18 protein-coding genes and 1 pseudogene are annotated in these 20,692 nt (G+C 33.7%); 15 read left to right on the plus strand and 4 right to left on the minus strand.

What is annotated here, in order from left to right; all coding sequences use genetic code 11:
- Nucleotides 1-36: 36 nt before the first annotated feature.
- Complete coding sequence (locus BEN26_RS10885; RefSeq protein WP_255421892.1) at nt 37-1,887, plus strand: ATP-binding protein; 1,851 nt, start codon at nt 37-39, stop codon at nt 1,885-1,887.
- 46 nt (nt 1,888-1,933) lie between these two features.
- Here BEN26_RS10885 and BEN26_RS10890 read toward each other — a convergent pair whose 3' ends face one another.
- Nucleotides 1,934-4,228, minus strand: a complete 2,295-nt coding sequence (locus BEN26_RS10890; RefSeq protein ID WP_069800058.1) for a glycoside hydrolase family 65 protein — start codon at nt 4,226-4,228, stop codon at nt 1,934-1,936.
- 178 nt (nt 4,229-4,406) lie between these two features.
- On the opposite strand from BEN26_RS10890, the gene BEN26_RS10895 reads away from it, so the two are divergent.
- The 3 genes from BEN26_RS10895 (at nt 4,407) to BEN26_RS13975 (ending at nt 6,591) form a co-directional block, all read left to right on the plus strand.
- Nucleotides 4,407-5,075: a DUF2225 domain-containing protein gene (locus tag BEN26_RS10895; protein ID WP_069800056.1), complete on the plus strand. Its 669-nt coding sequence runs from the start codon at nt 4,407-4,409 to the stop codon at nt 5,073-5,075.
- Between the two features lie 381 nt (nt 5,076-5,456).
- The gene (locus BEN26_RS13970) at nt 5,457-6,221 is read left to right on the plus strand and encodes an MFS transporter (protein WP_220126429.1); all 765 of its coding nucleotides are present in this window, start codon (nt 5,457-5,459) and stop codon (nt 6,219-6,221) included.
- A gap of 4 nt (nt 6,222-6,225) precedes the next feature.
- Complete coding sequence (locus BEN26_RS13975) at nt 6,226-6,591, plus strand: MFS transporter (protein WP_220126430.1); 366 nt, start codon at nt 6,226-6,228, stop codon at nt 6,589-6,591.
- Between the two features lie 4 nt (nt 6,592-6,595).
- On the opposite strand, the gene BEN26_RS10905 is transcribed toward BEN26_RS13975, so the two are convergent.
- Nucleotides 6,596-6,871 (minus strand): hypothetical protein, encoded by a 276-nt coding sequence (locus BEN26_RS10905; protein ID WP_069800054.1) that lies wholly within the window; start codon nt 6,869-6,871, stop codon nt 6,596-6,598.
- 491 nt (nt 6,872-7,362) lie between these two features.
- Between BEN26_RS10905 and BEN26_RS10910 the strand changes: the two genes are divergently transcribed.
- The 3 genes from BEN26_RS10910 to BEN26_RS10920 all read left to right on the plus strand — a co-directional run bounded on the left by BEN26_RS10910 (nt 7,363) and on the right by BEN26_RS10920 (nt 11,347).
- Nucleotides 7,363-8,361, plus strand: coding sequence for an NADPH:quinone oxidoreductase family protein (locus tag BEN26_RS10910; RefSeq protein ID WP_068724132.1), 999 nt, complete (start codon nt 7,363-7,365; stop codon nt 8,359-8,361).
- 332 nt (nt 8,362-8,693) lie between these two features.
- Nucleotides 8,694-9,515, plus strand: coding sequence for an adenosylmethionine decarboxylase (speD, locus tag BEN26_RS10915; RefSeq protein ID WP_069800052.1), 822 nt, complete (start codon nt 8,694-8,696; stop codon nt 9,513-9,515).
- A 410-nt stretch (nt 9,516-9,925) separates the two neighbouring features.
- Entirely contained in the window at nt 9,926-11,347 is a 1,422-nt protein-coding gene (locus BEN26_RS10920) for an alanine/glycine:cation symporter family protein (RefSeq protein WP_069800050.1), read from the plus strand.
- 76 nt (nt 11,348-11,423) lie between these two features.
- Here the strand turns inward: BEN26_RS10920 and BEN26_RS10925 are convergent, their stop codons facing one another.
- A complete protein-coding gene (locus BEN26_RS10925; protein ID WP_069800049.1) occupies nt 11,424-12,980 on the minus strand; it encodes an ABC-F family ATP-binding cassette domain-containing protein in 1,557 nt (518 codons plus the stop codon).
- A 402-nt stretch (nt 12,981-13,382) separates the two neighbouring features.
- Here BEN26_RS10925 and sqr point away from each other — a divergent pair, with 402 nt between their 5' ends.
- From sqr to BEN26_RS10965, 8 genes and pseudogenes are all read left to right on the plus strand, one after another.
- Nucleotides 13,383-14,612, plus strand: coding sequence for a type III sulfide quinone reductase, selenoprotein subtype (gene sqr, locus BEN26_RS10930; RefSeq protein ID WP_069800047.1), 1,230 nt, complete (start codon nt 13,383-13,385; stop codon nt 14,610-14,612).
- A 76-nt stretch (nt 14,613-14,688) separates the two neighbouring features.
- A complete protein-coding gene (locus tag BEN26_RS10935) occupies nt 14,689-15,006 on the plus strand; it encodes a TusE/DsrC/DsvC family sulfur relay protein (RefSeq protein WP_068724125.1) in 318 nt (105 codons plus the stop codon).
- A gap of 13 nt (nt 15,007-15,019) precedes the next feature.
- Nucleotides 15,020-15,493, plus strand: coding sequence for a DsrE/DsrF/DrsH-like family protein (locus BEN26_RS10940; protein WP_068724124.1), 474 nt, complete (start codon nt 15,020-15,022; stop codon nt 15,491-15,493).
- Between the two features lie 148 nt (nt 15,494-15,641).
- On the plus strand, nt 15,642-15,956 hold the full coding sequence (locus tag BEN26_RS10945; protein WP_068724123.1) for a YbjQ family protein: 315 nt from the start codon (nt 15,642-15,644) through the stop codon (nt 15,954-15,956).
- A gap of 472 nt (nt 15,957-16,428) precedes the next feature.
- On the plus strand, nt 16,429-16,956 hold the full coding sequence (locus BEN26_RS10950; protein ID WP_069800045.1) for a superoxide dismutase family protein: 528 nt from the start codon (nt 16,429-16,431) through the stop codon (nt 16,954-16,956).
- A 265-nt stretch (nt 16,957-17,221) separates the two neighbouring features.
- Nucleotides 17,222-17,686 (plus strand): pyridoxamine 5'-phosphate oxidase family protein, encoded by a 465-nt coding sequence (locus BEN26_RS10955; protein ID WP_069800043.1) that lies wholly within the window; start codon nt 17,222-17,224, stop codon nt 17,684-17,686.
- A 4-nt stretch (nt 17,687-17,690) separates the two neighbouring features.
- Nucleotides 17,691-17,825 (plus strand): annotated as a pseudogene (locus BEN26_RS10960) (DNA polymerase beta superfamily protein); the annotation flags it as partial.
- 49 nt (nt 17,826-17,874) lie between these two features.
- Nucleotides 17,875-18,399, plus strand: a complete 525-nt coding sequence (locus BEN26_RS10965; RefSeq protein WP_069800041.1) for a GrpB family protein — start codon at nt 17,875-17,877, stop codon at nt 18,397-18,399.
- Between the two features lie 148 nt (nt 18,400-18,547).
- Here the strand turns inward: BEN26_RS10965 and recQ are convergent, their stop codons facing one another.
- The gene (gene recQ, locus BEN26_RS10970; RefSeq protein ID WP_069800039.1) at nt 18,548-20,341 is read right to left on the minus strand and encodes a DNA helicase RecQ; all 1,794 of its coding nucleotides are present in this window, start codon (nt 20,339-20,341) and stop codon (nt 18,548-18,550) included.
- Nucleotides 20,342-20,692 lie beyond the last annotated feature (351 nt).

Raw genomic sequence — 20,692 nt, forward strand, 5'->3', positions numbered from 1 at the left:
CTAACCATATTCTACTTTATTATTAGTAAACTGCATATGGAAAGAAGCATAAATCTTCACACTCATATAGAGACATTTGGATCAATTCTATCCTTTTTCGTTGGAGTTATCGCATTGACAAGATTTTATAGCAAAAAAAATAATACATTTCTTTTGTTAAGCACAGGATATATTGGTACAGCATTATTACAAGGTATTCATGGAATCCTAACTTCTACATCTTTCATCAAACATATTGATAAATTACCTTCCATTACAACATGGTGTTACTTGACCTCACGCATTTTTTTGCCTATCCTTTTACTACTCAGTTATTTTTCCTGGCAAAAAGAGAACAAGCTTTGGGACAGAGGAAAACTTAAAAATTATTATATATATTTGATCGCTTTTATTATGATTATCACAAGTTTAATTTTTTCTATTTTTTCTCCTCATTCGTTTTTTCTAAAAGATCATTTCATATTAGGGAATATCGAGAAGACCACTCTTCCATTTGACATCTTAAATAATTCTCCAACATTTTTGTATTTTTTTCTCATCCTTGGCTATATTCAAAAAGGAGAATGGAAGAACAAGAACTTTGATCATTGGCTCATTTTATCCTTTATTTTTAGTTTTAAAGCTGAACTTATTTTACTATTTTCAGACGAAATCATTGATTTAGCTGTTTCTCATATTTTAAAAAATTTGAGCTATTTCATCGTATTAATCGGGCTCATTCAAAATATGCACCAATTGTTTTCCCAAGCTGAAATAAGTAAAAGCCAAATCACCATTATGTATAAAAAATTACGAAGAGAGATGATAGAGAGAAAGAGAATAGAAAGGGAACTTAGGAATAGTAAAGAACGATATCGGCTTTTAATAGAACATTCCCCTGATATGATTGCTGTTTCTACTGATGGGGTATGGTCCTATGTAAATACCACGGGCCGACAATTACTTGGTGCAATAGGAAAAGAGAAAGAAATAATCGGAAGATCTATCTACGATTTTATTCACCCAGATGAACATCAAATAGTCGCAAAGAAAATGAAACAGGTCATGACAGAAAAACCTTGCGTTGATTACTTAGAAAGAAGATTTATTTCCTTAGATGGACGAGTTATTTATGTAGAAGTTCTTGCTATTCCCATTCAATATGAAGGTAAATCCAGCATTCAAATTGTTGCTCGAGATATTTTTGAACGAAAAAGAGCGGAAGAGATGATTAGAAAATCCGAAAAACTATCAGCCATTAGTCAATTAGCAGCAGGAATCGCACATGAGATTCGTAATCCTTTAACTTCTCTTAAAGGATTTACACAGATTTTACAGTCAGGTGCAACAGAAAAAGAAGAATACTATCAGATTATGCTCTCTGAATTAAAACGAATTGAAACGATTATCAGTGAGCTATTGATGCTAGCAAAACCTCAAGAAATTCAATTACAAAAGAAATCTGTGGAAGAATTATTACAGCATGTAATTACCTTACTTGGGTCTGAAGCCATTATGGCGAATGTTGAAATCGTCACCGATTTTGAATCAGATCTACCGATGATCCGATGTGAAGAAAATCAGTTAAAACAAGTTTTTATCAATTTATTGAAAAATGCCATAGAAGCAATGCCAGATGGTGGAAAAATTATGATAAAACTAAACAGGGTAGAGAACACGAATGAAATCCTAGTTAGTTTTATCGATGAAGGGCAAGGCATTCCAGAGCAATTGTTATCTAAACTAGGTGAGCCCTTCTATACGACGAAAGAAAAAGGAACTGGGTTAGGTCTCATGGTTAGTCATCGTATTATTAAAAATCATCAAGGAAGAATGGAGTTCAAAAGTAAGCAAGGACTTGGAACTATGGTTCACATTTTCTTACCGGCATTTTCTAATGAAAATTAAAATCTAAGAAGCAACCAATGACGGTTGCTTCTTTTTCTAAAATCAATTAGGCTTGAGTAGTAATCTTTACAGAATTATTTTCAAGAATGGTAACCATTTGATCATATACTTTTACTTCAAAAGATTGACCTTGTTCCTGTGTAATTATGACTTCGTCTTTATTGACAGAAACCTTTAATAAATGGCCACGGAATAAGATTTTAAATGAGTAGGCTTCCCAAGCTTTTGGAATAAAGGGTTTAAAGGTAATCATTCCACTCCGGACTCTCATTCCTGCAAAACCATGGACAATGGAAAGCCAGGATCCAGCCATACTCGTAATGTGTAACCCGTCATCTGTATCATTATTATAATTATCTAGATCTAGACGAGCTGTCCGTAAATACAATTCATAAGCTTTATCTTCATAACCGATTTCAGCTGCAAGAATAGAATGAACACAAGGAGAAAGAGAAGATTCATGAACTGTCCGCGGTTCATAAAAATCAAAGTTATTTTTTTTCTGTTCTAAAGTATATTGATCATTTAAGAAGTAAAGACCTTGTAAAACATCTGCTTGTTTAATAAAGCATGAACGTAAAATACGATCCCAAGACCAGTGTTGGTTTAATGGTAACTCCTCTTTCGGTAAATCTTTGACAAATAGTTGTACTTTATCTAAATAACCATCCTGTTGCAAGAAAATTCCTAAGTTTTCTTCGATAGGATAATACATCTTCGCAATGATTTCTTTCCATTTTTCAATTTCTTGATCCTGTAAGGCAAGTTTCTCGATTAGATCCTTTAGACGGGATGGATAGTTAGCTTTTAAGTAGTCCATAACTTCTAACGTGTATTCTAAAGTCCAAGAAGCAATGCGATTGGTATACCAGTTATTATTTACGTTGTTTTCATATTCGTTTGGACCTGTCACACCTAGGATCATATACACATCTTTTTGCGGCTGATAATTGACCCGATCCGCCCAGAAACGGCTTATTTCTGCTAATACTTCAAATCCATATTCCGAAAGATAAGATTGATCACCTGTATAATTTACATAGTTGTAAATCGCATGAGCAATAGCACCATTTCGATGGATTTCTTCAAAGGTGATTTCCCATTCATTATGACATTCTTCACCATTCATCGTTACCATCGGATAGAGTGCACCTTTTAATCCAAGTTTTGCTGCATTTTCTTTTGCTTTTTCTAAATGATTGTAACGATAAATTAGTAGATTTCTAGCAATGCTTGGATCAGAAGTGCTTAAATAAAAAGGAAGACAGTATGCCTCAGTATCCCAATAGGTACTTCCACCATACTTTTCACCAGTAAAACCTTTTGGTCCGATATTCAATCTTGGGTCTTCGCCATCATAGGTTTGATACAATTGAAAAATATTAAAACGAATTCCTTGTTGAGCGGCAATATCCCCTTCAATAACAATATCACTCTCTTTCCAACGGGATTCCCAAGCCTGTTGTTGTGCTTGGAATAAAGAGTTAAACCCTTGATTATAGGCAACTTCTACACGTAGATTTGCAATCTTTTCAAGTTCTTCATTTTGATAATCACGATTGGTAGTAACAGCAACATATTTAAATAAAGTCACTGGTTTATTCGCATTTGCTTTAACAGTAATCGTATTACTAACGTATTTCTCTTTTTCATAAACTTCAACTTGCCCAATCACATCACCATCAATAGCAACTTTCATCGCCGTTGTGACCAGAAAATCAAGTTTTTTAGTTTTTAAGGTCAAGACTCCTGAAAAAGGTGTAACCGCTTTACTTACTTCAAGCCAAAATTTCTCATCATAGTTGGCATCTTCATTCCGCACATCACCATCAAGATATGGAGTAAATTTAATTTCTCCAACATAATTAAGTGGAGTAACTCTGTAAGAAATAACAGCTATTTCTTTGTCATCAATACTTAAAAAACGGATTACTTCGATTTGCGTTTGCCGATTTTGTTCATCCGTAACAGTAAAAGAACGATGAAGATAACCATGTTTCATATTAAGCTCTCGTTTAAAATCCTTAACGTTTGCTTTTGCTAGATCAAGATTTTGACCATTGATTTCAACTTGAATTCCGATAAAGTTGGTTGCATTTAATACCTTTGCAAAATATTCTGGATAACCATTTTTCCACCAACCAACACGGGTTTTATCTGGGTAATAGACTCCTGCAACATAAGTTCCTTGAAGTGAATCACCTGAAAAATCCTCCTCAAAGTTGCCACGCATTCCCATATGGCCATTACCTAAACTCATCATGCTCTCTGTAAGCCGATTCTCTTTGAGATGTAAACCATCTTCAATAACTTTCCATTCATCTGCTTGAAATTGTTTCATGTTAGCACCTCTCCTTAATCATCTAACTCCATATTATCCTTAAAACCAGAAAAGCGCAAGCGTTTGCATAAATAAAAATTGATTTTGTGAAATGGCAGGAAATTCACGCTAGTTATCGAAGTAGCTAGAAAGCAAAATTTTCAAAAAGGTTTTGTTTTAAAGGAAAGGGTATGATTTTGTGGATGAAGTTTTTTATGAGAAAAAAGTAAAATGCCTGTATTGTAAAGAAGATTTTAAAACATTAAAAATGCGGCAAAGCAAAACTAAAGTAATCAAAAGAGATGCAGATTATTGTCCTTATTATGAAGGAGTAAATCCTTTATTTTATGAAGTGAATGTTTGTCCTCATTGTGGTTTTGCATTTACAGATAGTTTTTCCCCTATACGGGAATTAAAAAATAATCGGATAAAACAAGACTATATTGATAAAATCCAAGTTCCACAATTATGTAAGAAGAGAAGTATTCAGGATGCAATATATTGTTATAAACTTGCTTTATACACTGCAACGATTTTGGAGGAACAAAATTTTATCATAGCAAATCTATGTATGAGAATAGCTTGGATAAACCGCTACTTACAAAATAAAGAAGAAGAGCTTCGCTTCTTAAAAAATGCACTAGATACCTACTATGAAATTTATGAAACAGAGGATCTTGATAAAATTCCTATGGATAAATATACGTTCATTTATCTCATTGGTGAACTACAGGGTCGTTTAGGAGATTATGAAAAAATGAGAAGATGGTTTAGCATGATCTTTGAGGATAAAAATGTAACCCCTAAAATATTGAAGATGGCTAGAGATCGTTGGAACGAATATAAGGAAATGGAGTTGAATAATTAAAAAACAAGGATTGACAGACAGCTTTAATCAATGGTATATTTTACTAGCAATTGAAGTTTTGCTTTATATATTACTTACAAGGAGGTCGTTATCCATGAGAACTGTAATCTTTTTTCAAACTGATAAAGTATCTAAAATCCCATATAACGACCTGTTGAATCTGTTTTAAGAGATGCGTATGAATAATTAAGGATAAATTAAGGGTGTCACAGGTCGTAACGATTCTGTGACTTTTTTATGCCTTTTTTATTATAGGATTAAACGATGTTCGATAAAGTCATGGAAATTCTATATGTCTTTTTGCATATAGGACCATGACTTTTTTTAATGATACAAGATCATTGCTTTTGTTGTTTCTTATTGACAAAGGAGGGAAATGAAGTGGCTAGTATTAAATCTTTATTAAGTCCATACAGAGGTTTGCCAAAAGAAATTTATATTATTTTTGTTGCAAGGATAATCAACGCCCTTGGAAGCTTTGTCATGCCATTATTAACAATCATATTGACTGACAAAATTGGACTTTCAAAAGAAACAGCGGGGCTTTATATCAGTCTGTCTGGTTTGCTTTTTATGCCTGCATCTTTACTAGGTGGAAAATTGGCTGATACGATTGGAAGGAAAAAAGTAATCCTATTTTTTGATAGTCTTGCTATCATCCTTTATATCGTTGCGGGGTTAACAGAACCTTCTATGACAATGGTCTATATTCTGATGTTTGCAGGGTTAGCCATGTTTACGGCTGGACCAGCTCACGATTCCTTAATTGCTGATTTAACAACCCCAGAAAATCGGAGTGGGGCCTTTGCTCTTTCTTACATGGGATGGAATATAGGATTTGCAGTAGGGCCAGTTCTTGGTGGAATTCTATACAAAAACCATCTTCCATGGGTATTCATTGGTGATGCCTTTACTGCTTTGATTTCTTTAAGTCTCATTCTATTTTTTATTAAAGAAACCATTGGCAAAACGAAAGAGGAAATTACAGATGAAAAAAGATCGTTAGAAAAAAGAGAAGAAGGGTCTATTTTTGCTGTTTTAGCCAAAAGACCAATCCTCATCTATTTCTCCATCTTCGCATTTGGTTATAATTTTGCCTATTCTCAATGGTCATTTTTAATGCCTATGCAAAACCAAAATATCTGAACATATGAAAGTGATTAGACGAATTGTATATGGTGGGATTCTCTATGCTTTTGGCTTTGGAATGCTAAGCATGTTAAATACATTAGTATTTTTCTTTGTCTCAGCTTTTATTTTTACCTTAGGGGAGATCATTTTATCGATCAGTGTTACCCCTTTTATCGTAAACCATACACCAGCTTCCCACCGTGGAAGAATGAATGCCGTTTTACCAATGATTATGGGTTTAGGACACACGCTTGGGCCTTTAGGCATGGGCACATTACTAAAAACTTTCACGATTGAAAATGGTTGGGTCTTGGTAGGGATTGTAGCAGGGATTTCTTCATTCTTCATGTTATGGCTTGAAAAATATGATCATCGTATGGCCTAATTCTCTATTTCACTTCAGGAAGCGTATCATAATATTCTTCAAGGGCTTTCGTCCCACGAAGAACCCATTTACGAAACTCATCAATTTCTGGAATATTCGTTAAGATAAACGCTGCCGATCTCAAAAATTCACTTACAAACCAAACTACAGTCGTTTCTATATTCATACTTGGATCTTTTTTATCGATGAGAAGGACTTGTCCTACTCCATCTTCATCAAACCAAAAGTTTAATTGACACCATGAAAGGTCACAAACTACCTTTTGCTTTGTCCGATCCATGTTACTCACCTCCATTAGAACCATTATAACACAGTATGATTATTTCTATAGAAATGCCTGTGTTTTTATAATCATTTCAATATATTACGAGGAGGATTTAGGGATTTCGAGCGAAGAACAGGATGCTTTTGCGCTTAATAGCCAATTAAAAACATCTGTAATTGTGGAAATAAACTAATTTTAAAAACGGGTAAAAACATAAAGAAAAGATTGCTAAATATCACCATCTTTCCTTATTTTATTCTTTCTTGTTATAATAAAAAGCAAATCTTTTAGAAAGTGATGATTTTGTAAGATGAAAATAAGTGAAATCATGAGCCCTAATCAATCACCATATAATATAACAAATTAAACGTACTACCTATTTAATCAATAAACTTTCCTCACAGCTAAATAAAGAGCAATTAATAAATAGATGAAGATATGATCATCTATCCAGAACATTTACCTGAATAGATCACTTTTAAAAACAAAAAAACGGAGGTTTTATGATGGAAAATCAATTTAAAGCTCTAGTTGTAGACAAAACAGAAGAATCTTTTTCAGTACAAGTTAAGCAATTAGCTTTAACAGACCTTCCTGAAGGTGATGTTTTAATTAAAGTACACTATTCAAGCGTTAATTATAAGGACGGGTTAGCAAGTATCCCAGAAGGAAAAATCGTCCAAACATATCCCTTCATTCCAGGAATAGATTTAGTAGGTGTAGTCATCTCATCAAAAGATTTCCGCTTTAAAGAGGGGGATGAGGTGATCGTTACAAGCTATGAACTAGGTGTTTCACATTTTGGTGGATTTAGTGAATATGCAAGAGTTCCTGCGGATTGGATTGTCCCTTTACCTAAAGGCCTAAGTATGAGAGAAGCGATGATATATGGAACAGCTGGTTTTACTGCTGCTCTTGCGATTAAACGTTTGCAAGAAAATGGTGTCCAACCTGAAAATGGTCCAATACTTGTCACAGGCGCTACCGGTGGAGCAGGAAGTATAGCAGTTGCAATGTTATCCAAACTCAAATATGAAGTGGTAGCAAGTACCGGAAAAACTACAGAACACGAGTATTTACAAAAAATTGGAGCAAAAAAAATCATAGATCGAAATGAGTTAATCCCTGAAAAAATCAAAGCTTTAGGAAAACAAAACTGGGCAGGAGCAATTGATGCCGTTGGTGGGAAAACACTTGCTTATGTTATAAGCACAACAAAATACGGTGGATCGGTTGCAGCTTTTGGACTTACTGGAGGGGTTGAAATTCCTACAACTGTTTTCCCATTTATATTACGTGGTGTTAACTTACTTGGTATTGATTCTGTTTACTGTCCAATGGATGTACGTGTTGAAGTGTGGAAAAAGATGTCCAACGAATGGAAACCTGAAGGACTGTTTGAACAATTGGTAAACGAAATAACCCTTGTTCAATTACCAGATACTTTAGATAAAATTGTTAAAGGAAAAGTTCGTGGAAGAACCATCGTGAAAATTTCTAAATAAATTTCAAATCAGCATTTTGCTTCATTATTTAATACTATTGTATGAATCGTTCAAAAAAGAGACGGGATTTTTCCCGTAAAGGGCAATACACCATCGCAGTTTCCTAAAGTTTTCCCGGGCAAGCGCAAGATATGACAGAATATTGCTAAATCTGAACAAAATAATCGACAAAAATTTTACCTTCTACTTTCCATTTACCTGACGTATTACTTTTAGTATTTTTGTTTTATCATTCCATTTCATCTCCGCAAAAGAAGGTATATTATTTGTTTCTTATCACACAATATTTTTAGGACTGGATTTAGCAATTTTTGTATATTGAGGGTGAAAAGATGGATATTAAACCAATTAACAAAAAGTTAAAGCTTTATGGTTTCAACAATCTAACAAAAACGCTTAGTTTCAACTTTTATGATATTGCTTATGCTTTGAATCAGGAAAAAAATCAAGAATATATTCAATATATAGATGAAGAGTATAATGCGGATCGACTTGCAAAAATATTAACCGACGTATCGAAAATTATAGGTGCTAATATTTTAAATATTGCTAATCAGGATTATGAGCCTCAGGGAGCGAGTGTTACGATGTTAGTTGCTGAAAATGAGGTTTTTAATGATGAGCCCATAAAGCTAACCGAAAATGAATCGCCCGGTCCATCGTCTGAAGCGGTCGTAGGCCACCTCGACAAAAGTCATATTACGGTTCATACCTATCCTGAAAATCACCCAGACAAGGGAATTAGTACATTTCGTGCAGATATTGATGTCTCCACATGTGGAGAAATTTCACCACTTAAAGCCCTTAATTATTTGATTACAAGTTTTGAGCCAGATATTGCGACCATTGATTATCGTGTAAGAGGTTTTACTCGTGATGTAAACGGAAAAAAATATTATATCGATCACAAAATTAATTCCATACAAAATTTCATGACAAGCAAAACTCGTGATATGTATCAAATGATTGATGTAAATGTTTATCAGGAGAAAATTTTTCATACAAAAATGATTCTAAAAGAATTTGATCTGGATCATTATTTATTTGGGACTGCTAAGAAAGAGTTGTCACCAGGAGAAAGGAAAAAAATTAAGAAAAGAATAAAGAAAGAAATGATTGAAATTTTTTATGGTAAGAACGTTCCACAAATATAAGATAGCCCACAAAAGTGACGAGCTCCTTCGAAGCGTATTCCGATTACTTTTATGGGGTCCCATCATAATATAATGAAAAGAAAGCTTTCTTTTCCAATTAAAAAAATAGCGAAGGTAATCGCTGTTTTTTTTGTACTGATCATTGGGTACCTTTTTATACTCAAAAAGATAAAATACATACTAATATTGGAAACAAATCACCAAAGATAATAGGAAAAAAAGAAAATAGTTAAATAAACATTTATCCTCGCTTTTTTGCGAGGTTTTCTTATTTTAGGGTAGAATATGGTTATGTAAAATAAAGGAATTTTTATAAATATTTTAGAATATTTATAATGAAAATTTTTAAAGACATGCTATAATATTGACTATATTACAAATGCCAAATAACTTAAGATGGAGGGGTATATGTGAATATTTTTGAAAACATTATTTCTTTTGGTAATGATCTTCTTTGGTCTAAAGTTCTTATCATTGTCCTTATTGGATTAGGTCTTTACTTTACCATAAAAACGAAGTTTGTTCAATTTAGAATGATTGGAGAAATGTTTCGCTTACTAGGTGAAGGTGTTGGCCACACGGTTGATAAAGAAAAGAAATCCGTTTCTTCCTTCCAAGCTTTTGCGATGAGTACTGCATCTAGAGTAGGAACTGGTAACTTAGCCGGTGTGGCACTTGCCATATCTCTAGGTGGTCCTGGTGCTGTTTTCTGGATGTGGCTAATAGCTTTAATTGGTTCTGCATCAGCATTTGTTGAAAGTACCTTATCCCAAATTTATAAAATAAAAGATAATGAGGGTTATAGGGGTGGCCCTGCATACTATATGGAAAATGGGTTAAATAAAAGATGGATGGGAATTATCTTTGCTATATTAATTACTATTACGTTTGGTCTAGTTTTTAACTCAGTACAAGCTAATACAATTGCCTTATCGCTTGAAGGTGCATACGGATTAAACAGATTGTTAGTAGGGATTATTCTTGCAATTTTTACTGGGGTTATAATTTTTGGTGGGGTTCATAGAGTTGCAAAAGTTTCTGGCTTAATTGTCCCAATTATGGCCATATTTTATTTGCTAATCGCTATATTTGTTGTGATTAAAAACATCAATTTAATTCCATCTGTTTTTGCACTTATATTCAGTAATGCCTTTGGCTTAAAGGAAGTAGTAAGCGGCGGAATTGGAGCAGCTTTGATGTATGGAATTAAAAGGGGTTTATTTTCTAACGAGGCTGGTATGGGTAGTGCACCAAATGCAGCTGCAACTGCAGAAGTAAGCCATCCAGTAAAACAAGGTCTTATTCAAGCTCTTAGTGTTTTTACTGATACACTCATTATTAATAGTGCGACAGCCTTTATTATTTTAACTACTTCAGCATGGACCAAGTCCGATTTAGAAGGAATTGCGATTACCCAGGCCGCTCTAAGCACCCATGTTGGAGGTTGGGCAACAGCATTTTTAGCCATAGCGGTTTTCCTCTTTGCATTCAGTAGTGTTATCGGAAATTATTATTATGGTGAGACTAACATAGAATTTATCCGAACGAATAAATCTTGGTTATTAGTTTATCGCTTACTAGTCATTGGTATGGTTCTTTTTGGTTCTGTTGCTAAAATTCAAATCGTTTGGGATATGGCAGATCTTTTTATGGGTTTAATGGCTTTGATTAACTTAATCGCTATTACACTTTTAGGTAAATATGCATTTGATGCCTTAAATGATTATCTCAAGCAGAGGAAAGAAGGAAAAGAACCTGTATTTTATCAAAAAAATATTTCCGGTTTGAAAAATGTTGAATGTTGGAACGAACCTGTTAAAGAAAAGATTTAATTGATTAGAACAATGAAGCCATTTCCAAAAATAGGAATGGCTTCATTTTACTTATTCACAATCTAGGGGTGTTTTGCTATACCAATTTGGTTGTCCAGGATTCCCCGTTCCAAATATCTGTTACAATATCTTTATAAAACTCAGGCTCATGACTGATTAAAAGGATACTACCTTTATATTCCTTTAAAGCGCGTTTCAGCTCTTCTTTTGCATCGATATCTAAGTGGTTCGTAGGCTCGTCTAAAACTAATAAATTTGTTTCTTTATTGATTAGTTTAGATAAACGTACTTTTGCTTTTTCTCCACCACTTAATACAACGATTTTACTTTCAATATGCTTTGTCGTTAAGCCACATTTTGCCAAAGCTGCACGTACTTCATACTGTGTATAGGAGGGAAACTCATCCCAAAATTCTTCAATACACGTTTTATTATTTGTTTCATTTATCTCTTGTTCAAAATATCCAATAGATAAATATTCACCAAGTTCAACAGATCCTGAGATTGGTTTATTTTCCCCAAGAATGCTTCTAAGCAGTGTGGTTTTACCAATTCCATTTGCACCAACCAATGCAATTTTCTGTCCACGTTCCATTCGCAAATTTAAAGGCTTCGAAAGTGGTTCGTCGTATCCTATGATCAAATTCCTCGTTTCAAAAACCAATTTACCAGAGGTTCTTGCTTCCTTGAAATGAAATTCCGGCTTTGGTTTCTCTTTTGCGAGCTCAATTACATCCATCTTATCTAGCTTTTTCTGCCTTGACATTGCCATATTTCTCGTAGAAACACGCGCTTTGTTTCTAGCAACAAAATCTTTAAGCTCTGCAATTTCTTGTTGCTGTTTTTTGTATGCAGATTCCTGCTGCTGTTTCTTCACTTCATAAACTTGAAGAAAATTATCATAATCACCAGGATAACGATTTAATTCTTGATTTTCCATATGATAAATTAAGTTAACTACGCTATTAAGAAACGGAATATCATGTGAGATTAAGATAAAAGCATTTTCATATTCTTGCAAATAGCGTTTTAACCATTCAATATGTTGTTCATCAAGATAGTTTGTAGGTTCGTCCAACAAAAGAATTTCAGGCTTTTCAAGTAATAATTTTGCAAGTAATACTTTTGTTCTTTGTCCACCACTAAGTTCCTGTACATCCTTATCGAGTCCGATATCGGTCAATCCAAGTCCTCGGCCAATTTCCTCAATTTTGGAATCTATAATGTAAAAGTCATTATTTGTTAACATATCTTGAATCACACCAACATTTTCTAAAAGCTGTTCTAGTTTTTCTGGTGTTACTTCTCCCATTTTTTCATACATTCTGTTCATATCAGTTTCAAGGTCAAAGAGATATTGAAAGGCACTTTTTAGAACATCGCGAATGGTTATACCTTTTTCAAGTATAGTGTGTTGGTCAAGATAACCAACTCTAACATTCTTAGCCCATTCGATTTGCCCTGCATCCGGTTCTAGTCTCCTTGTAATGATATTCATAAAAGTAGATTTACCTTCACCATTTGCACCAATTAAACCTATATGTTCACCTTTTAAAAGTCGGAAGGAAACATCATTAAAAATTGCTCGATCTCCAAATCCGTGGCTTAAATTTTTGACTGTTAAAATACTCATTTTGCGCACCTTTCCACTAATGTTTTTAAAATCCACTAATAATGAGTTTACCAAAAAAAAAGAGTATGTAAAACCATCACATACGAATATTTCAAAGCCTAAAACTGTTTATATTTCCGTATGATATTTAACAAAAAAAAGTCCCTTTCTTATTGCATAAAGATTAAAAAATATTCAAATTATTGTCACAAAACGTTTTAAAATGAATCTTAAACAAAAAGAATTATATGATAATATTAATTTATCAAATAATAGAATCAACATACTTAATCTACTTCATAAATAACCTTTTCCAAACTTTCATACATATTTGTTACTTAATTCTGATTTAAGGAGGGTGTATCACAAGAACAATAAATGATAAGTTTTGATTTTCATTTTAGATAGTAAGGGGAGGAACAAATGAAGAAGCTATTAATCTTAGGTGCTGGAACAGCTGGTACCATGATGGCAAACCATCTTAATAAGAAATTAAACAAAAATGAATGGTCCATCACAATTGTTGACCAAGAAGAAAAGCATTATTATCAACCAGGTTTCCTTTTTATTCCATTTGAAATTTATTCTGAGAAAGATGTAGTAAAGCAGAAAAAACAATTTATTCCAAATGAAATTGAATTTATTCAATCTCCTATTCAAGTAATTGAGGCGGAAAAAAACCAAGTTATCTTAGAAAATAATACTACGTTACATTATGATATTTTAATCATTGCAACGGGTTGTAGGATTGTTCCTTCTGAAATAGAAGGGCTTGATGAGGGCTGGAGAAAGAATATTTTCGACTTTTATACCTTCGATGGTTCAATCGCTTTAAGGGACAAATTCAAAGAATGGAATGGTGGAAAATTAGTCGTTCACCTAGCCGAAATGCCAATCAAATGTCCTGTTGCACCACTAGAATTTCTCTTCCTATCTGACTGGTTCTTTACTGAAAAAGGGATTCGTAAGGATGTAGAAATTACCTATGTTACACCTCTTGGAAGTGCATTTACAAAACCAAGAGCATCAGTAGTCTTAGGAAAACTATTTGAAGAAAAAAACATTAAACTTGTTCCTAATTTTAATGTAAGCCACATAGAGTCAGAGAATAATAAACTGGTGTCATTAGACGGAAAAGAAGTAAATTATGATCTCTTAGTGACGATCCCAACCAATATGGGTGATGAGTTAATCGAACGATCTGATTTAGGTGACGAATTAAATTTTGTACCTACAGATAAACACACATTACAGTCTAAAGCACATGATAATATTTTTGTAATTGGTGATGCCACGGATATTCCAGCTTCAAAAGCAGGTTCTGTAGCGCATTTTGAAGCAGAAATCTTAACAGAAAATATCATTAACTTTATCAATAATAAACCTTTAGAAGCAAAGTTTGATGGCCATGCCAATTGCTATATTGAATCTGGTTATAACAAAGCATTTTTAATTGATTTTAACTATGATGTTGAACCAGTAGAAGGCACATTCCCATTGCCGGGCATTGGACCATTTTCATTACTAAAAGAAACGAGAATTAACCATCTTGGCAAAATGGCGTTCAAATTTATTTACTGGAATATGTTGTTAAAGGGTATTCCAATCCCAACTGTACCACCACATATGAAAACGAGTGGAAAGAAACTATAACAGGTGAGGTCTATACAAATGTTTTCAAGCTTTTTTTAAAAATAAAAAAAATAATTTTTAAGGGGAGGTAAAAAATATGGCTGAAAAATTAATTGCTGGATTTACTGTGGATGTTAACGAGGAGGGATACTTAACAAATCCAGCACAGTGGAACAAAGAGATTGCTGTAGAATTGGCAAAAGAAGTGGGTATCGAAGAATTAACTGAAAGACATTGGAAGGTCATTGAGTTTTTACAAAAGGACTTCCAAGAAAATGGGAAGCTTCCAACCATTAGAAGGGTAAATAAAGTTGGGGGTATTTCTACAAAAGAATTGTACGAATTATATCCAGATGGTCCACTAGTAAAAGCAGCTAAAGTTGCTGGATTAAGCAAACCAGCAAGCTGTGTATAAATGGGGGATCAGGATGGCTGAGAATGAAAAAATTAAAAAATTATCTATTGTCATCTCGAAAGGTTCATTAGAAGGTGTTTATCCTGGACTTATTATGGCAAATGGCGCTAGAATGGCAGGTATAGAAGTAAATGTGTTTTTCACATTCTTCGGATTAGATGCCATTACCAAAAAGAAAATGAATAACATCAAGGTTGCAACGGTAGGAAACCCAGCCTTAGGCATTCCGACTTTAATTGGTGCTCTTCCAGGGATGTCAACAATTGCAACGAATATGATGAAAAAACAGATGGAAGAATTAGATATTCCTCCTGTTCCCGAATTTATTGAAATGATCAGCGATGCTGGTGGTAAATTGTATGCATGTCTCGCTACGGTTGAAATGTTTAAACTTAAGAAAGAAGATTTTTGTGACCAATTAGAGGATATCCTTACCGTAGGAGATTTCTACAATTTATCTGCAGGTGGCCAAATTATTTTTACGTAATATAAGTAATATAATAAATGAGTAAATGAAAGCTTTATCTAAAGAACTAGAGATATTGTCTCTGGTTCTTTTTTCAAATACAATGTATGCAGAAAAAGAAAAGGAATATTCTAAGTAAGGGGAAAATTTTAAATAAGGAGATGATGTTATGATTATTACAACCACCCATTCATTAGAAGGGAAAACCATCGAAGAATATATTGATATTGTAACTGGGGAAGCCATTATGGGAGCAAATGTAGTTCGTGATTTTCTTGCTGGTATTACAGATATTATTGGTGGCCGGAGTAGTGCTTATGAAAGTAAATTAGCAGAAGGTAGATCAATTGCCATTCAAGAGATGAAAGAAAAAGCTAGAAGTTTAGGCGCTAATGCAGTGATTGGAGTAGATTTAGATTTTGAAACTTTACGAGACGGAATGATGATGTGTATTGCAACAGGTACCGCGGTAAAAGTAAAGTAATGTTTTTTGGTGAACAAATGATTTCTAGGATTAAGAATAAGCATACCTAAAGAATAGGTATGTTTATTTTTTACATTAAAATTAAGATTAGATCATTAGTTAAAAAAAGGAAATAGAAAACGAACTAGATGAATCACCTAGTTCGTTTGTGAATGAAGTATTTAATAACTCATATAAATAATATCCTTGCCGCGGCAATATTCCACATATTTATTCTAAACTTAAACGACGTTAGCCCTGCCTCTCAAACATCCTTACGGCTCTTTAGCCGATCCAGTGTGAATAAGTCTCTATGAAAAATTAAGTAAAACGCCAGTTTTTCTTTTCACCTTTAAAAAAATGATTTCTGAGTTAAATACAACTATATATAATAACAGAAGATAAGCATTAAGTCAAATTGTACTTACACAGGTACCCAATTCATGACGTAGGATAAAGGGATCTTAAATAACAAGGAGGGTTAGTATTTACTATGACGGTTTTTGATCCTTACTTCTATTACAATCCCTATTATCCTATCGATATCAACCAACGAGTTTATAAGCGTGCGTATGCTAAAATCAAGGGTGGACCCTTAGCACCTACAATCTCTGGTTTTGTCGCTTTTATAAGTGTAGCAAATGGAACGGAGGTTTTTGTGGAACTTCGTGGACTTCCACCCTATCAACCTGCAAAAGGAGACCAGGATCCAATTGGACCTCATGGTTTTCACATTCATGTGAACGGTAACTGCACAGTAGGAGATCCACAATCCCCATTTGACGCAGCAGGTGGCCATTGGAATCCTACAAATCAGCCACATGGCAATCATGCAGGAGACTTTCCAGTCATTTTCTCTAATGGCGGTTATGCAAGAATGAACTTTTTTACCAATAAGTTTAGAGTGAATGACGTCATAGGTAAGTCAGTTATTTTACATCTTAATCCTGATGACTATAGAACACAACCAGCTGGAGATGCAGGAAAACGAATGGCTTGTGGAGTAATTGTTGGGATATAAAATTGAACAGCTATAGAGCGTTTATTAAGATTCTTGTAATCTTATTAACGCTTTTTTAATGTTTAAGTTTAAAAAATTGGAAAACCACTTAGATATTGAAGGGAATTTAACAAATTAGAAGAACTTTAAATATAATGCAAAAACGTAACTAATTCAAAATCTTAATGTTTTTGTCATGAGCGAGATAATAGATGGCGAACTAACACTGGAAAATATTCAAGACAATGAAGAGATATTCATAAATGCTAAAAATGGGGGAACTGACATGTTCAAAGAGATCAGAAGAGAAGAGAGAAAAATGGATCAAGAAGCTACGCTACAATTGTTGAAATCGGGGGATTATGGTGTATTATCTATGGCTGCTAATAATGATTATGCCTATGGTGTTCCTCTTAGTTATGTGTACATAAATGGGGCTATCTATTTTCATTGTGCAACAGAGGGGCAGAAGCTTGAGATTCTTGGCCGTAATAACAAGGTATCTTTTTGCGTTGTTGGACAAACCAAGCCATTGCCTGAACAATTTAGTATGAGATATCAAAGTGTCATTGTTTTCGGGAAAATTGAAGAAGTTGAAGTCGAAGAGAAAAGGAAAAGTTTAATTGCATTTCTAAAAAAGTATGCGAGTGGAAATATGGAAAAGGGTATGATATATTTGGAGAAAAATCAAGATAGGACAAAGGTCTTAAAGCTGACGATTGATCATTTATCTGGGAAAAACAGAAAATAACGTAGCGTGGGGTTTCCCTTCAAAAGACAGTGATTATGACGTTCGATTTATCTATATACATCACCTGCTTGATATTAGTGGATGGGATATAAGAAAGGGGTTGAATCTTTTTCGGAAATCGAACCCTGCTCTGATGGAGTGATTGTTTAGGGATTCATTGAAAGAAGAATGGAATGAGGTATTTTACAATGGAAGCTAAGAGAAAAGTTGAAGTTGTTGATCATCTTTCAAATTGGAAGAAACAATTTGAAAAGGAAGCGCAGTTCCTAAGAGAAGTATTTGGCGACTTAATCATCAATATTCACCATATCGGTAGTACAGCTATTCCTGGTATAAAAGCGAAACCGATTATAGACATGTTAATCGAAGTTAAAGAAATAGATGAAGTAGATCATTTCAATGACAAGCTATACCAATTAGGATATATTTCTAAAGGCGAAAACGGAATTGTGAATCGTAGATTTTTCATAAAGGGGGATGAATTTAATCGAACACATCACGTTCACATCTTTCAAACAGGAAATAAAGAGATTGATCGGCACATTCGGTTTAGAGATTATCTTATCAAGCATCCAGATGAAGCAGAATTCTATTCTAATTTGAAAGAAGAATTAGCCAAAAAGTATCCCTATGATATTGAGGAATATATTAAGGGTAAGGATCAATTTATCAAAGAGATTGATCAAAAGGCAGCCAAAAAAAATCTTGATTAAATAATAACTTCTGTATTTTTGAATGGTATAAATGATAAATAAAGATAAACAATATTAGCATATCTGTATCTTAAAAGAAAGAAAAAAAGAACCCACCATAGCCTTAAATATTTTTTGAGACCTAGTGGGTTCTCTTAATGATTGATATCTATACACTAATATTGATCTTATTTTCATCCACATACTTTCTAATCTCAGCTAAAAATAGATCACCATATTTTTGCAGTTTATTTTGGCCAACACCTTTAATATTTAATAATGCTTCAGCATCTACTGGATATAACCTAGCCATATCAAGTAACGTACTATCTGGAAAAATGACATAAGGCGGTAGGTTTTCCTTAGAAGAAATCTCTTTTCTCAGCTTTCTCAACAAATCAAATAATGTATTATCCTCAATTAGATTATCCTTTTTCTTATGTACTTTTTGATAAACCTTTTCGCCATTTTTTAGAACATTAACTGATTTTACAGTTATTTTTAATATAGGATATTGCCCACTTGTTAAATTTAGATACCCATCTGCTACTAAGACATTTATAATATCTCTAATCTCTTTTTCTGTATATTGACTCATAATCCCATAGGTGGATAAACGATCAAAGCCCAACTCAATTATTTTTTTATTCTTTGATCCTTTCAGTACTTGAGCCACTAAGGTACTACCAAAGCGTTCTTTTAAGCGAAAAATACAAGAGAAAATTTTTAATGCATCTTCAGTAATATCCACAAGCTCACTATCATTAGTACAAGTACTACAATAGCCACAAGAATCAGGTATATTTTCTTCACCAAAATATTCTAAAATATATTTACGGAGACAATTCGGTGTATAACAATAATCTACCATTTCCTGCAGCTTATTATATTCGTTCCTTTTTCTCTCTGGAGCCATTACTGTTTGCTCAATCATAAATTTTTGGATCATTACATCCTGTGGACCAAATAATAAGATACATTCACTAGGTTCACCATCTCGACCTGCACGTCCTGCTTCTTGATAGTAAGCTTCCATATTTTTCGGTAGATTATAATGAATAACATACCGGACATTTGATTTATCAATTCCCATACCAAAAGCATTAGTTGCGACCATTATGTTGGCATCATCAAAAAGAAAAGCATCCTGATTCCGCTTTCGTTCTTCTGTGCCTAATCCCGCATGATATTTTGCAGGATTTAAACCTATTTGCTTTAGTTCTTTATAGATTGTTTCTACTTCTTTACGTGTAGCTGCATAAATAATCCCTACTTGATTTTTGTGACTCCGAGCATAATCCAGTATATAATCTTTTTTGTTTTCCCCTTTAACAACGGAAAAAAATAGATTTTCACGGTTAAAACCTGTAACAAACAGATTTGGCTTATACAACCTCAATAGATGAATAATATCATTTTTTACTTCTTCAGTCGCAGTAGCTGTGAACGCAGCAATCGTAGGTCTTTGTGGTAATTGCTTGATAAAAGAAGAAATATAACGATAGCTTGGCCTAAAATCATGACCCCATTGCGATACACAGTGAGCTTCGTCTACTGCAACAAGAGATATTTCAAGCCCTATAATCAGTTCAGCAAAGCCTTCATTTTCTAATCTTTCTGGGGCAATATATAATAGTTTATACTTACCTTGGTTTACACCATCAATTCTTCTATTCGTTTCCGAAACACTTAATGAACTGTTTATGAAGGTAGCAGGAATTCCTATATCTTCAAGAGAATCTACTTGGTCTTTCATCAATGAGATCAATGGAGAAATCACTATAGTTACTCCTTCAAATAATAGGGCAGGGACTTGGTAGCATAGCGATTTTCCTGCTCCCGTAGGCATGATGGCAACAGTGTCCTTTTTTTCTAGGATACTAGTTATAATATTCTCCTGGCCGCCTCTAAAATTATCATAGCCATAGTATTCTTTTAGTATTTGATGTGCTTTTTCGATCATAATTGGCTCCTTATAAAATTCTGAGTTGAATTCTTTACATCCATTTTATTATTTAGCTTCCACGTTAAACAATAGAAGTTTGAAAATATTTTAAGAAATAGTGAAGAACTAAAAAATATTGCTAATAAAATCTGACTGTGATACTTTTATCCTGACTTTTGCAGCAAAATCAAAGAAAAAACAGCCTTGAACCCGCATGAATGTTGGTTTCTTGGCTGTTTTTGTATGTCCAAGAGTTGTAGTGAAAATTACCCTTTTTTGACCTCTCCTAAAATTTTTTTTATTTCTCCAAGTGACATGTATTTCTTTCCGAATTCGATGTCTAATTCCTTACCGATGTCGGTCAGTATT

It is taken from the genome of Tepidibacillus sp. HK-1 (assembly GCF_001748485.2).
Lineage (GTDB): Bacteria > Bacillota > Bacilli > Tepidibacillales > Tepidibacillaceae > Tepidibacillus_B > Tepidibacillus_B infernus.